The organism is Plantactinospora sp. CA-294935, assembly GCF_050936445.1.
In the GTDB taxonomy this organism is placed as follows: Bacteria; Actinomycetota; Actinomycetes; order Mycobacteriales; family Micromonosporaceae; genus Plantactinospora.
Genome location: NZ_JBNJMU010000001.1, coordinates 1,755,564 through 1,775,514 on the forward strand (window position 1 = coordinate 1,755,564; position 19,951 = coordinate 1,775,514).

The window sequence follows — 19,951 nt, forward strand, 5'->3', positions numbered from 1 at the left end:
ACGCGATGCCCGCAAACAACACGCGATCAACGAACCAACTCGGGATCATGTCAAGCATCAACTGGGACGCAGGTGTAAAGCATCTACCGGGACAGGACACTGCCGTTCCCGCAGCATGGCGTCAACTGCTCTACGGGATCAAGTACGGCCCGGCAGAGCCGGGCCGCGCGCACGCGCTACGGCTTACGGCTCCGCACGCCCAGCAACACCGGGCCGCCAGCCAAAGCTGGGATGATTCCACCCCGTGGCCGGGACGATCCCTGGACCTGACGCTTGGAGTGGGTGGTTCGGGGGATCGACGCCGCACCCGCTACGCGGCACGCCACCGAACGCCCTGCCCACCTGTCGATCTCGGCGATCGTCCTTTCGTCGACGCATCTACATGCAATGCCGGCACTTGACGGCAACCGTGACGGCAACCCGGGCAGAGTAGGGCCCATCGGCACCTCGCCGTCACGAACTGCGATCGGTTCCACGCCAACACAAGAGCGAGCCAGCGACGCAATACCGTCCAATCTTGCCGCCCAACCCGGGCGCTATTCGCCACTCTTCTCAGCAAAACGGTCACATGCTACTAGGAGCTCCAGGAACTCAACAAAAGAGTCGGCAATTCGCCGAGGGATGCGGTCCTCATCGATGTATATGACGGCGGGCTCGCCTTGAGGTCCAGATTCAGAGTAGTCAAGCATAACCGCATCATGACCAGCCGAGGGCATATCACAAATGACAACGCCGACATCTGGGTAGCCCCACTCAGCAATCATGTCAGCACTTCCGAGACCGGAGTTTGTTTCGATTCCCCACTCTCCACCGATTCCACGAATTGCACTGATCTGAATGTGGTCGGGTGCCCAGGTGGTCCCGAATTCAGTCGGGCAGCACCGGCTCCTTGGAACCCCGCCGTTTCTGCGGTACAGCAGGTCGATGTAGGCCGGAGGAAGCCGCACACCCAGGAGATACTCGGCCCGCTGAACCATCGGAGCCTCCAGTTGTGGGCCAGTGTAGAAGTCGTCTTCCTCGAAAATAATGTTCATAACATCCACCCGCTACTTGAAGCCACCGGTGTGCCCAGTCTTTGCGTGAACGGCTCGATCGATGAGCTGCATGAGCCCCTTGTCTTGATGATGATGCCAAGTGTACCCAGACGGCGTACTGGAGAGCCCAGCCGCCCGATTGGCGAGGGCTTCATCAGTCGAACGATTACCCGAAAGCGTGATCCGAACATCCGGCACAGATGGATGCCGCACGGACGAGAAATCGGGGAAACCGTGCCTGTCGAATGGGATACCAGTGACCGGATGCGTGCTTCCCGCCAATGCCCCGTTGCGGACCTGCGGCACGCCTCCCGTCGCGCATGCACACGTCGACGGATGCCCTTGAACCGAACCACCACAATTGTGCACCAGCACCGGTGTTTGCCGGCGAGCACATAGTACGTGTGTATGGCAGCGACGGTGAGGTTATAGACGGTCTCGGTCCTGTCGCGATTGACCATCGGTCCGATTACAGCGAGGGTTCCGTCCGCCGCCAGCAGCTGGTCGCCAGGGTCGAGGGCGTCCGCTCGTTGCCAGCTCTGGTCAGTGTGGTTCCAGAAGGGATGGTCTTCGGTGGTGGTTAAGCTGCCGCCTTCAACGTCAAGGCGTACGGTGATGTCTTTGTGTACCCAGACCCGCGTGACCTCCCGGGCACCTTGCTCGCCGGTTTCTGGGTCGGTCGCGACAACCTTGTCTCCTGGCCTGATTTCACTTATTGGTTTGGTGCTGCCGTCTGCCATGAGGACTCGGGTGTCGCCGCTGAAACTGCAGAAGGCGTTGGCGGCCTTGTAGCCGAAGGCGTCTACGTCTCCGATCGCCCCCTTGCCCTGCCCTGCGAGGGCTTTCAGTCGGGCGAGGAGGGCGGCTCCTCCGGGGAGGGATTTCAGTCCTCCGACGAGGCCGCGGCCTCCCATGGCCTCGACGCCACCGGCAACGGCGGCCAGGATCTCGCCGCCTTCGATGAGTAGGGCCGGACAAGGGGACAAGCCGCAGTTCCACCTGTAGCCGAGTTGGTTCAGGCAGTTGGTGTTGATGTCACCGCATATCAACCTGACCCACTCGCTGTACGGGTCGTATCCGGCCTTCACCTGGTTGCGGGCGGTTGCGCAGCGTGACGCCATACCGGGGGCCTGGCAGTAGGGGTTGTCTTCGCTGAAGGTTTCCAGGAACAGTTGCTTGTTGCGCTCTAGTACCTCTTCGATGTTGCGGTCGGCTCCGGAGATGCTGCCTGAGCCTTGGTTGGCTGTTCCGCCGGATCCGGTAGAGCCGCCCGTTGACTGGCCGACGTCAGCCCCCCAGCTGGGCGAGCAGTGGCCGTTGTCGCAGGCCTGGCCGCCGCCCGGGTCGAGAGGAGGGAGCCCGGGTCCGTAACGCGAACGGTGGTTTCGGCATCTTTGGTTAGTAGGTCTCGGCGTCCGGCCAGCGGTCACCGAATGTGATGGCGAAGGCGTTGATTACTGGCTTCCAGCGCATCGTCCATCGGGTGCGACCGGTCCCGGTGGGGTCCAGGCTACGGGTCACAAGGTACAGGCACTTCAACGCGGCCTGCTCGGTCGGGAAGTGCCCGCGCGCGCGAACCGCTCGACGGTAGCGGGCGTTCAGCGATTCGATGGCGTTGGTCGAACAGAGCACCCTCCTGATTTCGGTGTCGTAGTCGAGGAACGGAATGAACTCGTTCCACGCGTTCCGCCAGAGCCGGATCATCGCCCGGTACTTACTGCCCCATTTCTCCTCCAGGTCGTCCAGGGCTGCCAGGGCGGCGTCGGCGTTCGGTGCGGTGTAGATCGGTTTGATGTCCCGCTTGATCCCGTCGGCGTCGGCGCGGGACGTCAGCCGAAACGTGTTGCGAACCAGGTGAATAATGCATGTTTGCACGATCGCCTGCGGCCACACTGCCTCGATCGTGTCGGGCAGTCCTTTCAGCCCGTCGCAGACGACGAAGAACACATCTCGTATGCCGCGGTTCTTCAGATCGACCAGGACACTCATCCAGAACTTCGCACCCTCGTCGCCCGTGCCGGCCCACAGGCCCAGGACGTCCTTGCGGCCGTCCACAGTGACCCCGATGGCCGCGTAGACCGGCCGGTTGGCGACCTGGCCGTCTCGAACCTTGACCACGATGGCGTCGATGAACACCGCAACGTACACCGCGTCCAGAGGCCGTGCCGACCATTCGGTCATTTCGGCGACGACCTTGTCGGTGATCCGGGAGATTGTCTCTTTCGACACCGACGCGCCGTAAATCTCCGCGAAATGCGCGGAGATCTCGCCGGTCGTCATGCCTTTCGCGTACAGCGACAGCACGATCTCGTCGACTTCGGTGAGCCGGCGCTGCCGTTTCTTGACGATCCGTGGCTCGAACGTTCCTTCCCGATCCCGGGGCACATCAATCCGCACCTCGCCGGCAGCGTCCGAGAGCACCGTCTTGCCTCGGCTGCCGTTACGCACATTCGTCGACTCGCGTCCCGGCTCGGCCTTGTTCTTCTCATGACCGAGGTGCTCGGTCATCTCCTCGTTCAGCGCCGTCTCGAGAACATTCTTAGTAAACAGCTTCAACAACCCGTTCGGGCCGGTCAGCTCCAACCCCCGCGCCTTGGCCTCGGCCACCATCGCCGCCGCAGCGGCCTGCTCCGGCGTCAACCGCCGCCCCGGATCATCGACCTTCTTCTGTGGACTCACAACGTCCGATGTCATCACTCACAGTGCCCATCCCGCCGGACCTCAGCCCGGCGTGTCGGGCCGAAAACACCGCCCGCGGCACAGTCCCCTCACCACCGCCGCTCAGGTGTTTTCGGTCCGCTACGTCGCGCCCGCGTTCGAGAAGTCGGGTGACGCGGTGCGGGGCATCGACGTCGAGGCGTTCATCGAGGCGGCTCGGAGGGCCTTCCCGAGGCTGCTGCGCCCACTGGTCATCACGCGTTTCGCCCTGGTGACGGTCGGCTCGGCGCTCGTGATCGTCCTGCTGGCGGTTCCGTCGGCGAACGCCTGGTTCCGGTAGGGGTTTACGGTTCGGTGGGCCAGTTGAGTAGGCGGGCGCCGAGGACGGCGGCTTGCAGGGTGAAGCGTTGGGTGGGGTCGTCGGGGTCGTACCCGGTGAGGTGGCGGACCCGGTCGAGTCGGTAGGCGACGGTGCGGGCGCTGATGTGTAGGTGGCGGGCGGTGGCGGTGGTGTTGCCGTGGCAGGCGAAGAAGGTGGTGAGGGTGTCGAGGATCGGTCCGGCGCCGCCGCGGGCTTCGGTCAGTGGCGCGAGGACGGTGTGGACGAGGTCGGTGATGGCGGCGCGGTCGCGGAGCAGGACGGGGAAGACGAGCAGGTCTGCGGCGCGTAGGACGGGGGTGGTGAGGCCGAGCCGGTCGGCGAGTTGCAGGGTGTCGCGGGCTTCTTCGTAGGACTGTTGGATGCCGCTTGGTCCGGGGTGGGGGCGGCCGACCCCGATCTGCCAACGGTTGTCGGTGCCGAGGGCGATGAGGAGGTGGTGGGCGACTTCGCCGGTGGTGCCGCGAAGCGCGGCCGGGGTGATGCAGATCAGCAGACCGTCGTGGCTGGTGATCAGTGTGTTCCGGCTGCCGAATCGGGCGGCGAGTCCCGCCTCAACGCGCTCGAGCACCGGGTCGGCGAACGGTGTAGGCGTGCGGGCGACGATGACCTGGTGCCGGCCGGCGAGTTGGACGGCGAAGCGGTGGGCGCGTTCGGCGAGCCGGCCGGGGTGGCCGTGGCCGTAGAGCAGATCGTCGATGAACTCGCGGCGGGCGGTGTGGTCCCGGCGGGCGGCGTGCAGGTGCGAGCGTTCGTGTCCTTCCGCGGCGGCGTCGAGGAGGCGTCGGGCCGCCGTCCAGACGGCGGTGGCGGCGGCGCGGGCAGCGCTGGGGGTCGGTGCGTCGGCGAGGCCGGGCAGGGTGGGCAGGATGGTCTCAGCGGCGTGCAGGTAGCCGGCGGTGAGGGTGCGCAGGGTGATGTTGAGGTCGGCGGCTCGCTCTCCCTGGCGCCGGCAGTTGTCGAGGTCGGCGCGCTGCGGGCGTCGCCCGGTCGCCGCGGCGGTGGCGACGGCGTCGAGGTAGCCGCGGAGCAGTTCGGCTGGCACGCCGAGCGTGCCGACGTCGGCTATCGGGCTTGACGGCTCGTCACTCACAGTTGGCTCCACGGCGAGAACTGTATGGTCACGGGCGGTTTCCCTTCGTCCCGTGCCGCCGAGCGACCGGCGGCACCGGACGAGACGTCAGACAGCGAGATCGCGTCGCTCGAACGCCGCGTCGGCCACCCCGACAAGGACGGCGATGATGCCGGCCAGGACGAGGAGGTAGCCGACGTGGAAGCCGGTGTGGAGCGGGTCGGCGCCGAGGTAGTAGTGAAACGGTGACAGCCAACGCAGCGGGCGGATGGCGTCGAACTGGTTGCCGAGGGTGTGCAGGAGGTACGTGGCCAGAGCGACGCTGCCGGTGGTGGCCAGCACGACGGGACGGCGTCCGACGAACGCGCTGACGGTCAGGGCGAGGGTGCCGAAGCAGAGCCCGACGAGCAGCAGGCCGAGGGAGGCGGCGCTGATCCTGCTGACGCCGACGTTCATGTCCAACGCGGCGGCGAGGGCGAGGACCAGCAGCCAGGCGACTGCGCCGACGGCGACCACGGCAGCGGTGAGGACGGCGAAGCGTTGCAGCACGAACTGGCGGCGGCTGATCGGGTTGGCCAGCAGCAGGTCGAGCACCCCGGCGTCCTCGGGCCCGGCGATTGCGCGGGTGCCGAACACGATCGCGGCCATGATCAGCAGTAGTGGTACGAACACGGTGTAGATGACGGCCTGCAGGTAGCCGGCGCCGCTGGACAGGTCCTGGAACCCCAGCGCGGTCTGCATCCCCTCCGGGATGCGCTCGGCAGCGGACTCGGCGGCCGCCGGGTCGCCTTTGAACTGCGACCAGGAGGAGACGTAGATGGTGACGAAGACGCCGACGCCGGTCATCCACCCGGCCACCGCTCTCCGGTAGTCACGCAGGGATTTGCGGATCAGGCTGGGGATCACGACGTCGTCTCCTCGGACTGGTGGTAGTAGCTGAGGAAGGTCTCCTCCAGGTCGGGTTCGGCGCTGATCAGGTCGACGACGGTGTACCGGCCGAGTGCCTTGATCAGCGGGTCGAGTTGCCCGTCGACGGTGCAGCGCAGCACCGGTCCTTCCACGCTGACGTCGGTGACGCCCGGCAGGCCGGTGAAGTCGGCCGCCTCCGGCCGGTCGGCGAAGTGCACCTCGACCTGGCGGACGGCTCGCTTGCCCAGCGATTCGACCCGTTCGACGGCGACCAGCCGGCCGGCGCGGACGATACCGACCCGGTCGGCCGCCGTCTGCACCTCGGCGAGCACGTGTGAGGACATGAACACCGTCTGCCCGTTCGCCCGGACCTCGCGGACCATTTCCAGGAACTCCTGCTGCATCAGCGGGTCCAGGCCGGTGGTCGGCTCGTCGAGGATCAGCAGCTCCGGCTCGTGCATGAACGCCTGCACCAGGCCGACCTTCTGCTTGTTGCCCTTCGACAGGCTGCGGATCCTGCGGGACAGGTCCAGTTCCAGCCGCTCCGCCAGCTCTGCGATGCGGCGGGCGGATACGCCGCCACGGGTGTCGGCGAAGAATCGCAGCAGCTCGGCCGCCCGTTCCCGTCCCTCGAACGAAAGCTCGCCGGGGAGGTAACCGATCCGGCGGCGGGTGTCGACGCCGTGCCGGGGGACGGCGCCGAGCACCGTGGCGGTGCCCCGGGTGGGACGGATGAAGTCCAGCAGCAGCCTGATCGTGGTCGTCTTCCCGGCCCCGTTCGGGCCGAGATAGCCGAACACCTCACCCTGCTGGACCTGAAGATCGAGATCTTCCAATCCACGGCGACTGCCGTAGAACTTCGTCAAACCCTGGGTCTCGATCACCGATGTCATGACACACCCCCTCCCTCGGCGGGAGCAGCGCGGAACAGTGACCCGTCGGCCTTGGCGGGCGCGCGGCGGAACTCAACCATGCCGGCAAGCCTCACCCCCACCCCCGCGACTTTCCAGATCGATGTCATGACAGATGCAAGGGCCGTTCGTTGCCGAACTTCGGCAACACCCACTGTCGAGGGACTGTGCCAGGAGCGGCTCTGTCTCACATTCGGCTCTGGCGCATTTCCGGTGGTCGCACACAGTAGTGGACAGGCGTGCGGTCGGCAGTGCGAGCCAAGCTGGTTTGATCTGGGCAAATGGGGACGGCTGATCTTCGGCGCAGTCCCCCGCCCAGGGATCCTCCACCCGAATACCCTGGCCATCAGGGCTCACGGTGCACGAGCGATGCCGCTACCATGTGCTACCACCGGGGCACCAGTGCCCTTAATCGGACAGTCCCGCCTGGGGCGCGGACCAGCCGCCGGGCATTGTGCGTCTCCGTGCCGCAAATGACCTGGCCTCGCCCTGTACCGCTGAAGAGGGGGCGAGTGTGGTTGGCTGGGTCATGGTGCCAGGAGCGCGAGCAGTCTGCTCACGAGATCGGCGGGTGTTGTCGTAGAGCCGTTCTTCGCGAGGTGTCCGCCGAGCGCGAGTTCGATGGCTCCGTGACTGGTCGCGCGGAGCAGCTCGGCGAGCGCGATCGGGTCGCCGGCGGGAAGCTCGCCTGTGCGCTGACTGGCGGTCACGGCGCCCAGCAGTGCGTCGTGGGCGGTATCGGCGGCATCGCCGAGCTGGGCGTCGTCGCTGGTCCATGGTCCGAACACCAGCCGGAATCGGGCCGGATGCCGCAAGGCTCGGTTGAGGTAGGCGGTGAGCGCCGCCGCGATACCTCCTTCGCTGTCCGTGGTGAGGAGGGCCGCGTAGGCGTGGAGTTCACGGGCGGCCACCGCGGCGAGCAGCGTTTCCTTGTCGGCGAAGTGCTTGTACGGGGCATTGTGCGAGACTCCTGCGCGGCGTCCGACCTCGCGCAGCGTTACCGCCGCAGGGCCGCCCTCATCGAGCAGTGCCGTGGCGGCATCGACGATCGCATCACGCGTGGACCCGGCCATCCGAGCCATGCTAGCCGCGCGGTTGACGAGGTCTACCTGCGAGCCCGACGGGTTGACAAAGTCAACCCCCGGGCTCAGTCTGGTTGACAACGTCAACCTGAGGGAGTCGTATGGCCAGCGAACCTACTTCGCGCCGTCCTCGCGCTCGCCGCATCCTCACCCGCCTCGGCATCGTGGGCGCCGCCACCATCGCCGCGCTCGGCGTCGTGGCCTGGCGGCTGACCGTTCCGCCCGGAGAGCCGCCCGACTACTCCGGCGAGCGCCCCGCTCTGGTCGATGACGGCTACGTGAGCGTCACGCACTCCGTTCACGTCGACGCGCCGCCCGAGCAGGTGTGGTCCTCCGGCAACGACCCGAATCTGTCGCTGGAGGACATCGTGCAGTTCGACAACGGCTTCCCGGCGGTCGACACGACCCAGCCGCTGGTCGGCGAGTGGACGCCCGGCGAGCGAGTCGGAGACCGTCGCTGGGTGCGCTTCGAGGACGGGCACTACCTCGTCGAGGAGGTGCTCGCCGACGAGCCGGATGTCTTCCGATACCAGATCTGGGGATTCACGAGCGTGCAGCGTATTGCCGTGCAGCACGCCGTCGCGGAGTTCCGCTACGAACCCGAAGCCGGTGGTACGCGGTTGAGCTGGACGTACTCGTTCCTCCCCACAACGCCGATCCTGTCCGGCATGGTTCAGTCGTTCCTCGACTCGACGATGACACCCATGATGCGGGCGACGCTTGCCGGGCTCCGGGACCACGCAGAGGCCACCACCTGAGCCTCGGCCGCCACGCCCACGCTGAACCAGGTAGGCATTCTCTCCGCACACACCTCCTGGCGTAACCATCTACGCCGCAGTACAGGGCAAGGGACCCGTCCAAGACTCACCCGAGCTCTTGACGCTCCTGACCGCCACGACCCACCAGGCCCGTCACAACGTAACCCGAGGCCGACGACCCTTCGGGCGTATCTGACCGCCCTCCGCGAGCACCGCCCGGCGCACGGACTCATCACTGATGCCCATGCGCCGGGCGACTTGCGCGAGCGTCAGGTCCATCAGACCTTCGAGAGCCGTCTGCGGGGAGCGGTTGTCGAAGGTCCTCGGTCCCGGCCTCTGCCGCTACCGACGACACAGCTACCCCTGACACTGCCGTTGCAGTACTAGGTTCTGTCTCGCGGATCATGAATCGTGTTCGTTAGACAGGTATGGCCCGTGGAGACCTGAACAACGCCGAGTGGGCTGTGCTGGAACCGTTGCTGCCGGCGCAGCCCGCTCGCGGTGGCCAGTGGCGCGACCACCGTCAGGTCGTCAACGCGATCTGCTGGATCAAGCGCACCGGGTCGCCGTGGCGGGACCTGCCTGAACGGTACGGGCCGTGGAAGACCGCCTACCAGCGGTTCCGGCGCTGGGCCGCCGACGGCACCTGGGCCGAGCTGAAGAAGCAGGTCATTGCTCTGGCCGAGGCCGACGGTGACATCGACTGGGACGCCCAGATCGACGCGACGATCGTGTGGGTGCACCAACACGCCGCAGGTGCCCGTAAAGGGGGCTCGACCGCGACGAATCGCGGGCACGCCAAAGCATCGGACGCTCGCGCGGCGGGTTGACCACCAAGCTCCATACCCTGTCTGACGGACGCGGCCGGTCCCTGGCCACCCGAATCACCCCGGGTCAGGCCGCCGACACCCGCCAACTGGCGGCCCTGCTCGATCAGATCGCGGTGCCGCGACCGGGCGGCATCGGTCGACCGCGTAAACGCCCGGACTCGTTGACCGGCGACAAGGCGTATTCATCGCGGGCCAACCGGGCGCTGCTGCGTTCACGGGACATCACCACAGTCATCCCCGAGCCCAACGACCAGATCGCCAACCGGAAGCGGCGCGGCCGCAACGGTGGCAGACCACCGAACTTCGACCGCGCCACCTACCGCAAACGCAACCAGGTAGAGCGCGGGTTCAACCGGCGCAAACACTGGCGCGGACTGGCCACCCGCTTCGACAAGCTGGCCAGTCACTACCAAGCCACCCTCGACCTCGTCGAAGCCCGCGACTGGCTACGCGCTGTACCCGACAGAGTTGATCCGCGAGAGAGGACCTAGGGCTTCCCCTCGCACCTGGAACCGTGGAAGCAGCTCGGTGCAGCCAGGGGCGACGACTTCGAGGTCAGCTGCTGGCTGGTCCTTTCAGCAGAGCGCAGTCAGCGCGAACAGGCTCGCCGCGGCCCCGGTGAACAGGATCAGCAGACGTACGACGTTGGCGCGTTCCCACTGGCGCACAATCTCGCGGGTGCGCTTGCCGGGTTGATCCTCCACGGGTTCGAAAAACAGCATCCGGTTACGGGGGACGAAGTAGATGAGCGTGAACACAGCGGTGGCCACCAGCGACGCGAGCGCGACCACCGCGTACACCCAACTCACGTCGTTGAGCAGGCTCAGGATCAGCGCCGTCACCAGCAGGACGATCGTGGCCGGTGCCGTCACCTGGAAGAAGTGACCGGGATGGCGGGACCGGAACAGTTTCCGGTAGGCCAGCAGCGACTCGGCCTGCCTCCAGTTCGGGGAATGGACGACCGCGTCGAACATCCCTGCTCCCAGGATCGCGGATTGGCATAACGCGGCGAGCGCGAAGACAGCACACAGGGCACTTGACATGCTGTCAAGGCTATGGCAGCTTGACAGTATGTCAAGTGACGGTTCGGTGCCCGACTTGCCCGATTCCCGCACGCGGATCCTTGCCGCGGCACTGCACATCCTGCGCGAACAGGCCGAGCCGTCGATGGGCATGATCGCAGCGAGGGCAGGGCTGTCACGCCAGGCGGTCTACCTGCACTTCGACAGCCGAGATGAGCTGCTGGTCGCGGTTGCGGACTGGGCAAATGCCACAATCGGCCTGCCCGAACGGCTGGACCAGGTCGCGCAGGCAGAATCCGCTCGGAGGATGCTCGGCCTGTTCATCGACGTCGCGGTGTGGCACGCTAGCCAGATCGGACCCGCGATCCGCACGCTCGACCGGATCATGGAAACCGATTCCGCGCTTGCCGAGCGCTGGCGGACACGAAACGGCCGCGCCGCACACGCGGCGAGAATCATCGATTCCTTAGCCAAGCAGCGGCAATTACGCCCCGACCTCAGCACCGTCGAGGCCACCACGCTGCTGGGCGCACTCACCCGACCGGACGTCATCACCGACTTGCTCAACGCCGGGCTGGCCGAAATCACGGCGGCCCAACTGCTGCAACGGGCCGTTGAAGAAGCCGTCTGCAATCCCGGCGGCAGGTAACACGAGTGTCGCCGCCAGCGAGATGGTTCCTTCTCGCCGGGAAAACGCGTTCGGGCAGGTCGCGCAGCGGCCGACCCGGTGCGCTTGATCCAGCAGATCGCGTTGACGACCTGACGGTGGTCGCGCCACTGGCCACCGCGAATGGGCTGCGTCGACGACGATCTCGACCGGGTGCAAGACAGACGCCTGCCAATAGTGGCCAGCAACGCGTACAGCCTGGCGCATTTTTTCCTGATCGCCGGGGTTATCTACAGCTCGCTCGGCATGGGACAGGTCATCGACCACCTGGCCCACCACCGAACCGGGCGGGCCGCCCAGCAGCCGTTGGACTGGATCGTTCTCGTCGCCCTATACGGCGGGGTCGCCGTCTACCTCGCCGGCCGAATCCTGTTCCTCCGACTCGCCGTCCGGTCCGTTCCGCGGACGCAGATCGTCGCCGTCTGCGCGGCCCTGTTACTACTACCCTCCGCCCGGTTCATGCCCGCACTGGCCGCGCTCGGGCTCCTCACCGCCTTCCTCGTCACACTCGTCGGCTACGAGTGGACACGCCGGACCGAGCAGAGTCCCGAGGTAAGCGACCAGCAGTTGTGACCGGGTCCCTTCTGAGTAGCTCCGGCCCCGCTCTGATTCACTCAGCTCCGCCAGTGCCCGGCCGGCGATGAGCGCGGCGTTCTTGAAATAGAGCCACCACAGGCAGACCGCCACGGTGAATGCGAGCAACGCGGCCAGCAGAACCGGCCCATGCGTTACCGCCGACCTGGCCCCCACTCCCGTGGAGAACAGGGACTCGCCGAGCGCGATGATCAGCACCAGACCATGCCGTTCGGTGAAGTGGCTGGCGCTGCGTAGTCGCCACCCGCTGACCGCCGAGGCGACGAAACCACCGCTGAAGTCGATCACGAAGGCGCCTGCCCAGAGCAGGGTCTGCGCGGTGCCGCCGAACATGGCGCCGAGGACGAGGGGTGTCCAGGCGAGGACCGCGGTGATCATGAAGATGCGCAGGGTGGTACGCATTTGCCGGTCGCCCTTCGCGGCATGGAAATAGAGGGCGATGTCCAGTCCGCGTAGCACGATGTAGGCCAAGGCGAGGATCAGGGGTGCGTCCAGGATCCCCGGGCCGTGCCGCCAGGCATCGCGTATCACCAGGGCGGCCACGAAGATGGCCGCCATCGCTACGACCGTGCCGGCGGGGATCAGTCCGATGTCGGCGCGGACCTGGTTGGCCAGCCAGGTGTAGGTCGTCCAGGCCATCCAGAGCAGTAGCAGGAGGATGAGCCCCTGCGTCAAGTTGAGCGGCGTGGGTGCCGGCTTCGCCATGTACGACAGGATCTGGGTGAGGGCGAAGATGAACACGAGGTCGAAAAAGATCTCAAACGAAGTGACCCGGTGTGTCTCATCGGTCAGGATGGGCCGGGGATCGGACGATCCGTCTCATATCCCCATCTTCTTTGCCATTACCTCGGTCTGCCGTGAGATCCGCTCATTTGCGTCGGCGGCGTTCCTCCGCCTCAGAGTTGAACCCGCCACGATCTTCCGGCTGCCCTCGTACGAGCAGACAGCCAGTGCGACGGGCCACAACACACGGCCATCGCCGTTCGCGAAAGCTACGGAAACCCGGAGCCCTTCGGCTCGAAGATCTGGATCGGATTTTGCCCTGCCTTGGCCGACGCGTGGCTGACCGCCATGGCGACGACGAACCCCACGACGTAAATCGAAATCGGAACAATCGGTCTCCAGTTCGCTCCCCGATTTCGTACGGGCCTCATCGACGTTGGCGCCGGGCAACGGCCGGCAGCGGAGGCCGCTCGTGACGGCGTTACCGGCCACTGAGTTCTGGAGGATCTTTCATGAAGGTATCGAGAGGTGCTGGTCGGCACGGATTCCCCCGGTTTGGAGGAACCGTGTTTCAGACATGCCCCAATCCGTCGCTACGCTCACCCTGGCGGTCGGGGCGACCCTCGTCGCCACCGTGACGACCGCAGCGCCCGCGCACGCCGACGGCTGATACAGCCGGGGACGGACGCTTCGGCAGGAATTCCGGTGAGGACGTCCGCCAGTTGCAGATCCGGGTCTCCGGCTACCCCGGCCTGGGCGGGATACTGGCCATCGACGGCGCCTTCGGGCTGGCCACCGCAGCCGCAGTACAGCGGTTCAAGAACGCCTACAACCTCGACAACAACGGGGTTGCCGGCCCGGCGGTGTTCGACAAGATCTACGCCCTGCAGAACAGCGACTGCACCCCGGTGAACTTCAACTACGCCGAGCTTAACGACTGCAACTCCGACTGGTCCGGCGGTGCGGTCTCGGCCGCAACGGCGCGGGCCAACGCGCTGGTCAGCATGTGGGAGCTCCAGGCCATGCGGCACGCCTAGGGTGACCAGCCAACTACCTTGACCGGCGCCTTGCGGAGCCACGCCTGCAACAACGCGATCGGCGGCTCGGCAACCAGCAGGCGCCTCTCCTTACCGTTCGCTGTCCAGCTCCGCCATTGCCGGGGCCCGTACCGCTCACCGGCGGCGGCGCCGGCCGGTACCGCCAGGTCGATCGCGGCGAGGTCGTCGTCGGTCAGCGTCAGGTTGAGCGCGCCCAGCGACTCGGCCAGCCGGTCCGGGCGGCGGGCCCCGACCAGGGGGACGATGCCGTCGCCGCAGCTGAGTACCCAGGCGATGGCGACCTGCGCGACGGTGACGCTGCGCGCGTCGGCGATCGTCTGCAGCGCCTCGACCAGGCCCAGGTTCGCGAGCAGGCTGTCGCCCTGGAAGCGCGGGCTGAAGCCGCGGAAGCTGTGCGCCACCGGGCCTTCCTGTACATCGTCACGATCGACGAATGGCTATCCGCCAACTTCTGGAACGGGCCTGTTGACTGGGAGGAGTTTGTCCAGGGTGATCGGTAGGTCTCGGATGCGGACGCCGGTGGCGTGGTAGACGGCGTTCGCGATCGCCGCTGCTGCACCGACGATGCCGATCTCACCGACGCCCTTGGTCCGCATCGGGTTGACGTAGGGGTCGTCCTCCTCGATCCAGTGCACCTCGATGGCGCCGACGTCGGCGTTGCTGCTGATGTGGTACTGGGCGAGGTCGTGGTTGACGACGTGACCGAACCGGAGATCGAGCACGGTCTGTTCGTGCAGGGCCATGGACAGGCCCCAGGTCATTCCCCCGAGCAGTTGTGAGCGGGCGGTCTTCGGGTTGACGATCCGGCCGCACGCGAATACGCCCAGTTGTCGGGGTACTCGTATCTCGCCGGTTCGCTCGTGTACCCGTACCTCGGCGAACTGCGCGCCGAAACTGTGCATCGCGTACTGCTTGAGGTAGGGGTTGTCCGGTGTGTCGGCGGTGACCTCCAGCCCGTCGGCCGGCACCGTCCCGCCGTGCTCGGTGCTCAGCCGCTGGCGTAGCTGGTCGGCGGCCGCGTGCATCGTCGCGCCCCAGCTGGTGATTCCCGCCGATGCTCCCTCCTCGGCCCCCGGCGGGTATGTGCTGTCACCGAGTCGCAGGTCGACCTGCTCGATGTCGACCTGCAGGGCGTCGGCGGCGACCTGGGTCAGCGCGGTCCGGGTGCCGGTTCCGATGTCCACGGCGGCGATCAGCACGGTGTACCGGCCGTCCGGGCCGACGCGGATGGTCGCCTTCGACCCGGGCAACCGGAGCACGGGGTACGTTGCCGCGGCCACCCCGGTGCCGACCAGCCAGCCCCCGTCTCGACGGGCCCGCGGGGTCGGGTCGCGCGGCTCCCAACCGAATCGGCGGGCACCCTCCCGAAGGCAGGCGACCAGGTTCCGGCTGGAGAACGGTAGCTGGAAGTAAGGGTGCACCTGCGGCTCGTTGCGGATACGCAGCTCGATCGGGTCCAGGCCGCACGCGATGGCCAGCTCGTCCATCGCCGACTCGAGCGCGAACATGCCGGACGCCTCTCCCGGCGCCCGCATGATCGTCGGTGTCGGTACGTCCACCTCGGCCACCCACTGCTGGGTACGCCGGTTCGGCGCGGCGTACAGGCTCGGGGTGGCTCTGGTGCTGTGCTCGGCGAACTGCCTGACCTTTGAGGTCTGCTCGATCGAGTCGTGTTCGATCGCGACCAGCCGCCCGTCGCTGTCGGCACCCAGTCGTACCCGCTGGAACGTCGGCGGCCGGTAGCCGGTCTGGGCGAAGGTCTGCTGCCGGGTCAGGGCGAACTTCACCGGTCGACCCGAGACGAACCGGGCGGCCATCGCGGCGAGCACGACATCGGCCCGCGGATAGACCTTCGACCCGAATGCGCCACCGACGTGTGGCGAGATCACCCGAACCCGCTCGGGCCGGAGCTGGAACGCACCCGCGACCGCCGCCTGGATCCTGGTGACCGCTTGGGTCGATAGGTGGAGGGTCAAGCCGTCGTCGGTCCAGCAGGCGATCGTGGTGTGCGGTTCCAGCGCGTTGTGGGTGTACCAGGGGGTGCAGTAATGCTGGTCCACCTGTACCGCCGCCGAGGCCAGCGCGGCATCGACGTCTCCTTGGGAGGTGTCCATCGGGAAGATCGGCAGCACCTCGTCCGGTACCGTGAGTCTCTCCCGGTGACCCGGCACCTCGCCCCGTAGGTCGAGGTTGTGCGGTCGCTCCTCGTAGTCCACCCGGACCATGCCGGCAGCGTCCCGGGCGATCTCCGAGGTCTCCGCGATCACCCCGCCGACGATCTGGCCGCGGAAGGCGACGTCGTCGGATTGCAGGATGCACAGCTCAGCGTCGTCCGTGCTGAGCCGAGGAGCGTTCTGGTACGTGAGCACGGCCAGCACCCCCGGCTGGGCGCTCGCCTGGCTGCAGTCGATCGCGGTGATCCGACCGACCGCGACGGTACTCTGCACCGCGAACAGGTACGCCGGGTGTTCCACCGGGTGCTCGAAGGCGTACGGAGCCAGGCCGCGCACCTTTTCAACGCCGTCGAACCTGTCCAGCGCCTGGCCGATGGCCGGGGTGGTGGCGGTCATCGCGGCCCCCCGGCCAGATCCAGCAGAGTAGCCACCATGGTGTTGCGGGCCAACGGGACCTTGAAAGCATTGCCGGTTAACGGCCGGGCGTCGGCGAACTCGGCCTCGGCAGCCTGGCGGAACAGTTCCTCGTCGGCCGGTCCGCCGCGCAACAGTTCCTCGGCTCGATACGCTCGCCACGGCTTGTGCGCCACCCCGCCCAGCGCGATCCGCACGTCACGCACCACCCCATCCGCCAGGTCGAGCGCGGCGGCCACCGCGACCAACGCGAACGCGTACGACGCCCGGTCCCGGACCTTACGGAAGTGCGAGCGTGCGGCGAACGGCAGCGGCGGCAGGTCGATCGCGGTGATCAACTCACCGTGCTGAAGTACGGTGTCCCGCTGCGGTTCCGGCCCGGGCAGCCGGTGGAGTTCAGTCATGGGAACAACCCGTTCCCCGCCCGGCCCGTCGGTACGGACCGTCGCATCCAGCGCGGCCAGCGCGACGGCGAGGTCCGACGGGTGGGTCGCGACGCACTCCGGTGAGGTGCCGAGGACGGCCAGGTCGCGGTGATGCCCCTCGATGGCGGAGCAGCCGGTTCCCGGTTCGCGTTTGTTGCACGCCGTGGTGACGTTCTGGAAGTACGGGCAGCGGGTGCGCTGCAACAGATTCCCGGCAGTGGTGGCGAGATTGCGCAGTTGACCGGAGGCACCGGACAGCAGGGCCTGAGAAACCATCGGATAACGCTGGCGGACCAGCGGGTCGGCGGCACACTCGCTGTTGGAAGTACCGGCGCCGATGCGTACACCGCCGTCAGGCAGTTCCTCGATCCGGTCCGAGACCAGCCGCCGTACATCGACCAGCAGGTCCGGCCGGGCCACGTCGAGCTTCATCAGGTCCACCAGGTTGGTCCCCCCGCCGAGGAAGGCCCCCTGCGGCGCCTCGGCGAGTAGTGCCACAGCCCCGGACACACTCTCGGCGCGCTCGTAGCGGAAGGTCCTCATCGCCGGGCCACTTCCTGGACCGCCGGCACAATATTGGCGTACGCGGCGCAGCGACACAGGTTGCCGCTCATCCGCTCACGAACCTCGTCGTCCGTCAACGTCCCCACGATCGGGCCGTCGCCCCCGCCACTGCCCACGCCGGCAGGTTCACCCATGGTCACCGCACTCGGCCAGCCAGCCTCAACCTCGGCCAGCATGGCGACCGCCGAAACGATCTGGCCCGGTGTGCAGTAGCCGCACTGGAAGGCATCGTGGCGGATGAAGGCGCGCTGCAACGGGTGCAGCTCACCGTCCGGCGCCAGCCCGGCCGCCGTCACAACCTCGGCGCCATCGTGCGCCACCGCGAGCGCGAGGCAACTGTTGACCCGCCGGCCGTCCAGCAGCACGGTGCACGCACCGCACTGCCCGTGGTCGCACCCCTTCTTGGCACTGGTGTTGCCCAACCGCTCCCGCAACGCGTCGAGCAGCGTGGTGCGTACATCCACGGCCAGCCGACACGGAGTCCCGTCCACACGGAGGGTGACTTCGACTTCCGTACCCGACGACACTCGACGACCTCCGACAAGATCCAACCAACCCTATAGCCCAACGTTAGCCAGTTCGCCCGGGTTCGTCCCGGGAACAGCGGTCCGTCACGGTATTGGATGCTGTCACCCAGTTCTGGAGGTGGCTCTTGTCGGGCGCTCCGGTCGATCCCGGACAGAGTGCCGTCGAGGATCGCGTAGGCCAGCCGGCAGCGCGGCGGGTGGGCGCGTCGGCTCGTCAACGGGGACCGCGAGCAGGTCCACGGCTTCGCACACGTACCGCCAAGTCACATGGCCGCCAAGTAATTGTCGTGCCGATCGCGAGCCGGCCGCGAGGCGGGGGAGAATGTCGCTGTAGGGCAGGTAGGCCACGCCATCAGCCCTGTTGCCGCGCGGGCAGCTCGACCCGCGCCACGTGGGCTTCCGGCAGGCAGCGCGAGGACCCGCACGATCTGCTCGGCGACGGCGGACCCGCGTCGACTCCGGGCCGGAACAGACTCGCCCTGGCCTCCTCGTTCCGGGCGACCATCGCGTCGAGCGCGGCGTACCCCTGGGCGACGTGCGCATCGGCGGCGTGGTCGGCGTGGGAAGTACTCGGTGCCCTGGGTGAAGGGACCGGGGCATGACGATGATCGTCTCGATGCCCAACTGGCCGACCTCATACGCGGTCACCTGGGCCAGGGCGTCGACGGCGAACTTCGAGGCCACATACGGGCCCAGGAACGGCGGGACGACGACCGACGTGGTACTGCCGACGTAGACCAGCCTGCCGCAACGGCGGTCGCGCATATGCGGGAGCGCAGCGCGGTTGACCCGCTGGATACCGATGGCGTTGATGTCGAACAGTCGCGCGACGTCCTCGGCGGTGAACGCCTCCACGTAACCGACGTAGAGGTGACCTGCGTTGTGCACGACCCTGTCGAGCTGCCCGGCGTCGGTCAGGATGGTCTTGAGTGCGCTGTCGGCCGACTCCTGGTCCTGGACGTCGAGCTCGACGATCCGCAGGTCCAGCCCATCCCGCCGCGCGAAGCCGAGACTTATTCTCCACTATCAAGTTTTGTGCGGCCCGGCCACCACCGGCCAGCGATGCCAGACCGCCACGTGCAGCACGACCCCCATCGCGAGGAAGTTGAGAGAGGCCAGCGCGATCCAGTCGTTCGCGGACGCCCGGACCCAGCTGATCCGCCCGGCATACACCGACAGGACCACGTACAGGGCGACCGCGACCACCGCGACCAGGAGCAGTACGCAGAGCCGACCGAAGGTGGGGCCGAACCGGGTCGCCGGCCAGCCTTCGAAGAGCATCGCGACCAGCAGAGCGCCGGCGATGACCGTGCCGCCGATTGCGGTGATCTGGTCGGGCCGCCAGCCGGCGACCTGAGTCAGCAGCACGAAAGTCCCCGCCGTACCGGCGATCACGCCGGCGTTGCCGAAGAGCAGGCGCGGGCCGCGGCGGTGGAGCCGACAGAACGGCCAGCCCCGCAACGCAACGAAGGGCACCACCTGCCAGACGCCCAACGTGATCAGCAGAGCGCCGTACGTCTGCGCGGAAAGCGGACCTCCGGGGTTGCGCAGGCCGTCCGCCTCGCGAACGGCGGCGGGAACCTCGTCCAGATTGACCACGAGCAGATACGCCGCCACCGCCACCGCCCAACACAGCCCTAACGTGGCCACGCCGGACCGGATCCGGCCGAACCGACGCAACGGCCACCCCTCGGTCACCAGAGTCAGTTGCAGAATCGCGACGAACGTGCCCGCGCCCAGCGCCAGGGTTGTCGGGAAGGTCGCGCCGTGCCCGGGACCGGCATGCGGGTCGAAGACCCCGCGCAGGTCGACCCGGCCAACGATGGCCTGGGCGGCGACGGTGAGGCCCAACCCGCCGACGGCGGCGAGGATCGTGTCGGTCGCGCCGGACCATCCGGCTCGCAGCACGCTGCCCGGCCAGTCCTGCCACCAGAACGCGATCATCGAGATCACCGGCAAGGCGAACGTGGTGAGCGGCCCGAGCACCAGCAACGAGGACTCCGCATCACCCGCACCAAAGGCGAGCAGGAAGAACAGCGGCACCACGAAGCTCAGCCCGGCGAGACCGAGCCTCGGCTGGCGCGGGGACACAGCCGGACGATCAGCACCCTCGGCTGGGTGGTGGCGGGTCGGCGGAACCGGTCCGCCGG

Annotated in this window: 20 protein-coding genes and 1 pseudogene; 6 read left to right on the forward strand and 15 right to left on the reverse strand. The window is 67.3% G+C overall.

Annotated elements, in window-relative coordinates; genetic code table 11:
- Window positions 1-536 precede the first annotated feature (536 nt).
- The 3 genes from ACQEVC_RS07925 to ACQEVC_RS07935 are packed head-to-tail and all read right to left on the reverse strand — an operon-like array spanning window position 537 to window position 3,713.
- On the reverse strand, window positions 537-1,034 hold the full coding sequence (locus ACQEVC_RS07925) for an SMI1/KNR4 family protein (protein ID WP_432874586.1): 498 nt from the start codon (window positions 1,032-1,034) through the stop codon (window positions 537-539).
- Complete coding sequence (locus ACQEVC_RS07930) at window positions 1,031-2,464, reverse strand: polymorphic toxin-type HINT domain-containing protein (RefSeq protein WP_432874588.1); 1,434 nt, start codon at window positions 2,462-2,464, stop codon at window positions 1,031-1,033. Before ACQEVC_RS07930 ends, ACQEVC_RS07925 begins: the two co-directional genes overlap by 4 nt.
- Window positions 2,433-3,713, reverse strand: coding sequence for an IS256 family transposase (locus ACQEVC_RS07935; RefSeq protein ID WP_432874591.1), 1,281 nt, complete (start codon window positions 3,711-3,713; stop codon window positions 2,433-2,435). The genes ACQEVC_RS07930 and ACQEVC_RS07935 overlap by 32 nt, the downstream gene beginning before the upstream one ends.
- A gap of 106 nt (window positions 3,714-3,819) precedes the next feature.
- Here ACQEVC_RS07935 and ACQEVC_RS07940 point away from each other — a divergent pair, with 106 nt between their 5' ends.
- The gene (locus ACQEVC_RS07940; protein WP_432874593.1) at window positions 3,820-4,032 is read left to right on the forward strand and encodes a hypothetical protein; all 213 of its coding nucleotides are present in this window, start codon (window positions 3,820-3,822) and stop codon (window positions 4,030-4,032) included.
- Between the two features lie 4 nt (window positions 4,033-4,036).
- Here ACQEVC_RS07940 and ACQEVC_RS07945 read toward each other — a convergent pair whose 3' ends face one another.
- From ACQEVC_RS07945 to ACQEVC_RS07960, 4 genes are all read right to left on the reverse strand, one after another.
- Window positions 4,037-5,164, reverse strand: coding sequence for a PucR family transcriptional regulator (locus ACQEVC_RS07945; RefSeq protein ID WP_432874595.1), 1,128 nt, complete (start codon window positions 5,162-5,164; stop codon window positions 4,037-4,039).
- 87 nt (window positions 5,165-5,251) lie between these two features.
- Window positions 5,252-6,049: an ABC transporter permease subunit gene (locus ACQEVC_RS07950; protein ID WP_432874598.1), complete on the reverse strand. Its 798-nt coding sequence runs from the start codon at window positions 6,047-6,049 to the stop codon at window positions 5,252-5,254.
- A complete protein-coding gene (locus tag ACQEVC_RS07955; protein WP_432874601.1) occupies window positions 6,046-6,945 on the reverse strand; it encodes an ABC transporter ATP-binding protein in 900 nt (299 codons plus the stop codon). Before ACQEVC_RS07955 ends, ACQEVC_RS07950 begins: the two co-directional genes overlap by 4 nt.
- A gap of 545 nt (window positions 6,946-7,490) precedes the next feature.
- A complete protein-coding gene (locus ACQEVC_RS07960; protein WP_432874604.1) occupies window positions 7,491-8,036 on the reverse strand; it encodes a TetR/AcrR family transcriptional regulator in 546 nt (181 codons plus the stop codon).
- A 173-nt stretch (window positions 8,037-8,209) separates the two neighbouring features.
- On the opposite strand from ACQEVC_RS07960, the gene ACQEVC_RS07965 reads away from it, so the two are divergent.
- Both ACQEVC_RS07965 and ACQEVC_RS07970 read left to right on the forward strand, forming a co-directional pair.
- Window positions 8,210-8,803, forward strand: a complete 594-nt coding sequence (locus ACQEVC_RS07965) for an SRPBCC family protein (RefSeq protein ID WP_432874607.1) — start codon at window positions 8,210-8,212, stop codon at window positions 8,801-8,803.
- A gap of 428 nt (window positions 8,804-9,231) precedes the next feature.
- Window positions 9,232-10,124, forward strand: a protein-coding gene (locus ACQEVC_RS07970) for an IS5 family transposase (RefSeq protein WP_432874609.1) whose coding sequence is annotated in 2 segments (ribosomal slippage) — window positions 9,232-9,592 and window positions 9,592-10,124 — 894 coding nt in all. Because the reading frame shifts where the segments join, the coding sequence is not laid out codon by codon here.
- Window positions 10,125-10,208: 84 nt separating this feature from the next.
- Here the strand turns inward: ACQEVC_RS07970 and ACQEVC_RS07975 are convergent.
- Window positions 10,209-10,676, reverse strand: a complete 468-nt coding sequence (locus tag ACQEVC_RS07975; protein ID WP_432874612.1) for a DUF1772 domain-containing protein — start codon at window positions 10,674-10,676, stop codon at window positions 10,209-10,211.
- Between the two features lie 28 nt (window positions 10,677-10,704).
- Here ACQEVC_RS07975 and ACQEVC_RS07980 point away from each other — a divergent pair, with 28 nt between their 5' ends.
- A complete protein-coding gene (locus ACQEVC_RS07980; RefSeq protein WP_432874615.1) occupies window positions 10,705-11,304 on the forward strand; it encodes a TetR/AcrR family transcriptional regulator in 600 nt (199 codons plus the stop codon).
- A 141-nt stretch (window positions 11,305-11,445) separates the two neighbouring features.
- On the forward strand, window positions 11,446-11,895 hold the full coding sequence (locus tag ACQEVC_RS07985; protein WP_432874618.1) for a low temperature requirement protein A: 450 nt from the start codon (window positions 11,446-11,448) through the stop codon (window positions 11,893-11,895).
- A 48-nt stretch (window positions 11,896-11,943) separates the two neighbouring features.
- Here ACQEVC_RS07985 and ACQEVC_RS07990 read toward each other — a convergent pair.
- A pseudogene (locus ACQEVC_RS07990) lies at window positions 11,944-12,711 on the reverse strand (low temperature requirement protein A); the annotation flags it as partial.
- A 650-nt stretch (window positions 12,712-13,361) separates the two neighbouring features.
- Here ACQEVC_RS07990 and ACQEVC_RS07995 point away from each other — a divergent pair.
- Window positions 13,362-13,676, forward strand: a complete 315-nt coding sequence (locus ACQEVC_RS07995; protein WP_432874620.1) for a peptidoglycan-binding domain-containing protein — start codon at window positions 13,362-13,364, stop codon at window positions 13,674-13,676.
- On the opposite strand, the gene ACQEVC_RS08000 is transcribed toward ACQEVC_RS07995, so the two are convergent.
- The 6 genes from ACQEVC_RS08000 to ACQEVC_RS08025 all read right to left on the reverse strand — a co-directional run bounded on the left by ACQEVC_RS08000 (window position 13,673) and on the right by ACQEVC_RS08025 (window position 19,892).
- Window positions 13,673-14,098, reverse strand: coding sequence for an aldo/keto reductase (locus tag ACQEVC_RS08000; protein WP_432874623.1), 426 nt, complete (start codon window positions 14,096-14,098; stop codon window positions 13,673-13,675). The two genes, ACQEVC_RS07995 and ACQEVC_RS08000, sit on opposite strands and share 4 nt — an antisense overlap.
- A 36-nt stretch (window positions 14,099-14,134) precedes the next feature.
- Entirely contained in the window at window positions 14,135-16,267 is a 2,133-nt protein-coding gene (locus ACQEVC_RS08005) for a xanthine dehydrogenase family protein molybdopterin-binding subunit (protein WP_432874626.1), read from the reverse strand.
- On the reverse strand, window positions 16,264-17,310 hold the full coding sequence (locus ACQEVC_RS08010; protein ID WP_432874629.1) for an FAD binding domain-containing protein: 1,047 nt from the start codon (window positions 17,308-17,310) through the stop codon (window positions 16,264-16,266). The genes ACQEVC_RS08005 and ACQEVC_RS08010 overlap by 4 nt, the downstream gene beginning before the upstream one ends.
- Window positions 17,250-17,801 carry a (2Fe-2S)-binding protein gene (locus ACQEVC_RS08015; RefSeq protein ID WP_432874630.1) on the reverse strand — a complete coding sequence of 184 codons (552 nt, stop codon included), beginning with the start codon at window positions 17,799-17,801 and terminating at the stop codon, window positions 17,250-17,252. Before ACQEVC_RS08015 ends, ACQEVC_RS08010 begins: the two co-directional genes overlap by 61 nt.
- A 102-nt stretch (window positions 17,802-17,903) precedes the next feature.
- Window positions 17,904-18,818, reverse strand: coding sequence for an SDR family NAD(P)-dependent oxidoreductase (locus tag ACQEVC_RS08020; RefSeq protein WP_432891148.1), 915 nt, complete (start codon window positions 18,816-18,818; stop codon window positions 17,904-17,906).
- Between the two features lie 9 nt (window positions 18,819-18,827).
- Window positions 18,828-19,892: a hypothetical protein gene (locus tag ACQEVC_RS08025; RefSeq protein WP_432874633.1), complete on the reverse strand. Its 1,065-nt coding sequence runs from the start codon at window positions 19,890-19,892 to the stop codon at window positions 18,828-18,830.
- Window positions 19,893-19,951: the final 59 nt, after the last annotated feature.

What these genes read in the sequence shown, in the direction of transcription:
- ACQEVC_RS07985 (WP_432874618.1), top strand. Translation starts at nt 11,446, where the DNA reads ATGGGCTGCGTCGACGACGATCTCGACCGGGTGCAAGACAGACGCCTG.
- ACQEVC_RS07955 (WP_432874601.1), bottom strand. Translation starts at nt 6,945, where the DNA reads ATGACATCGGTGATCGAGACCCAGGGTTTGACGAAGTTCTACGGCAGT.
- ACQEVC_RS07960 (WP_432874604.1), bottom strand. Translation starts at nt 8,036, where the DNA reads ATGGCCGGGTCCACGCGTGATGCGATCGTCGATGCCGCCACGGCACTG.
- ACQEVC_RS07975 (WP_432874612.1), bottom strand. Translation starts at nt 10,676, where the DNA reads ATGTCAAGTGCCCTGTGTGCTGTCTTCGCGCTCGCCGCGTTATGCCAA.
- ACQEVC_RS07980 (WP_432874615.1), top strand. Translation starts at nt 10,705, where the DNA reads ATGTCAAGTGACGGTTCGGTGCCCGACTTGCCCGATTCCCGCACGCGG.
- ACQEVC_RS08005 (WP_432874626.1), bottom strand. Translation starts at nt 16,267, where the DNA reads ATGACCGCCACCACCCCGGCCATCGGCCAGGCGCTGGACAGGTTCGAC.
- ACQEVC_RS07925 (WP_432874586.1), bottom strand. Translation starts at nt 1,034, where the DNA reads ATGAACATTATTTTCGAGGAAGACGACTTCTACACTGGCCCACAACTG.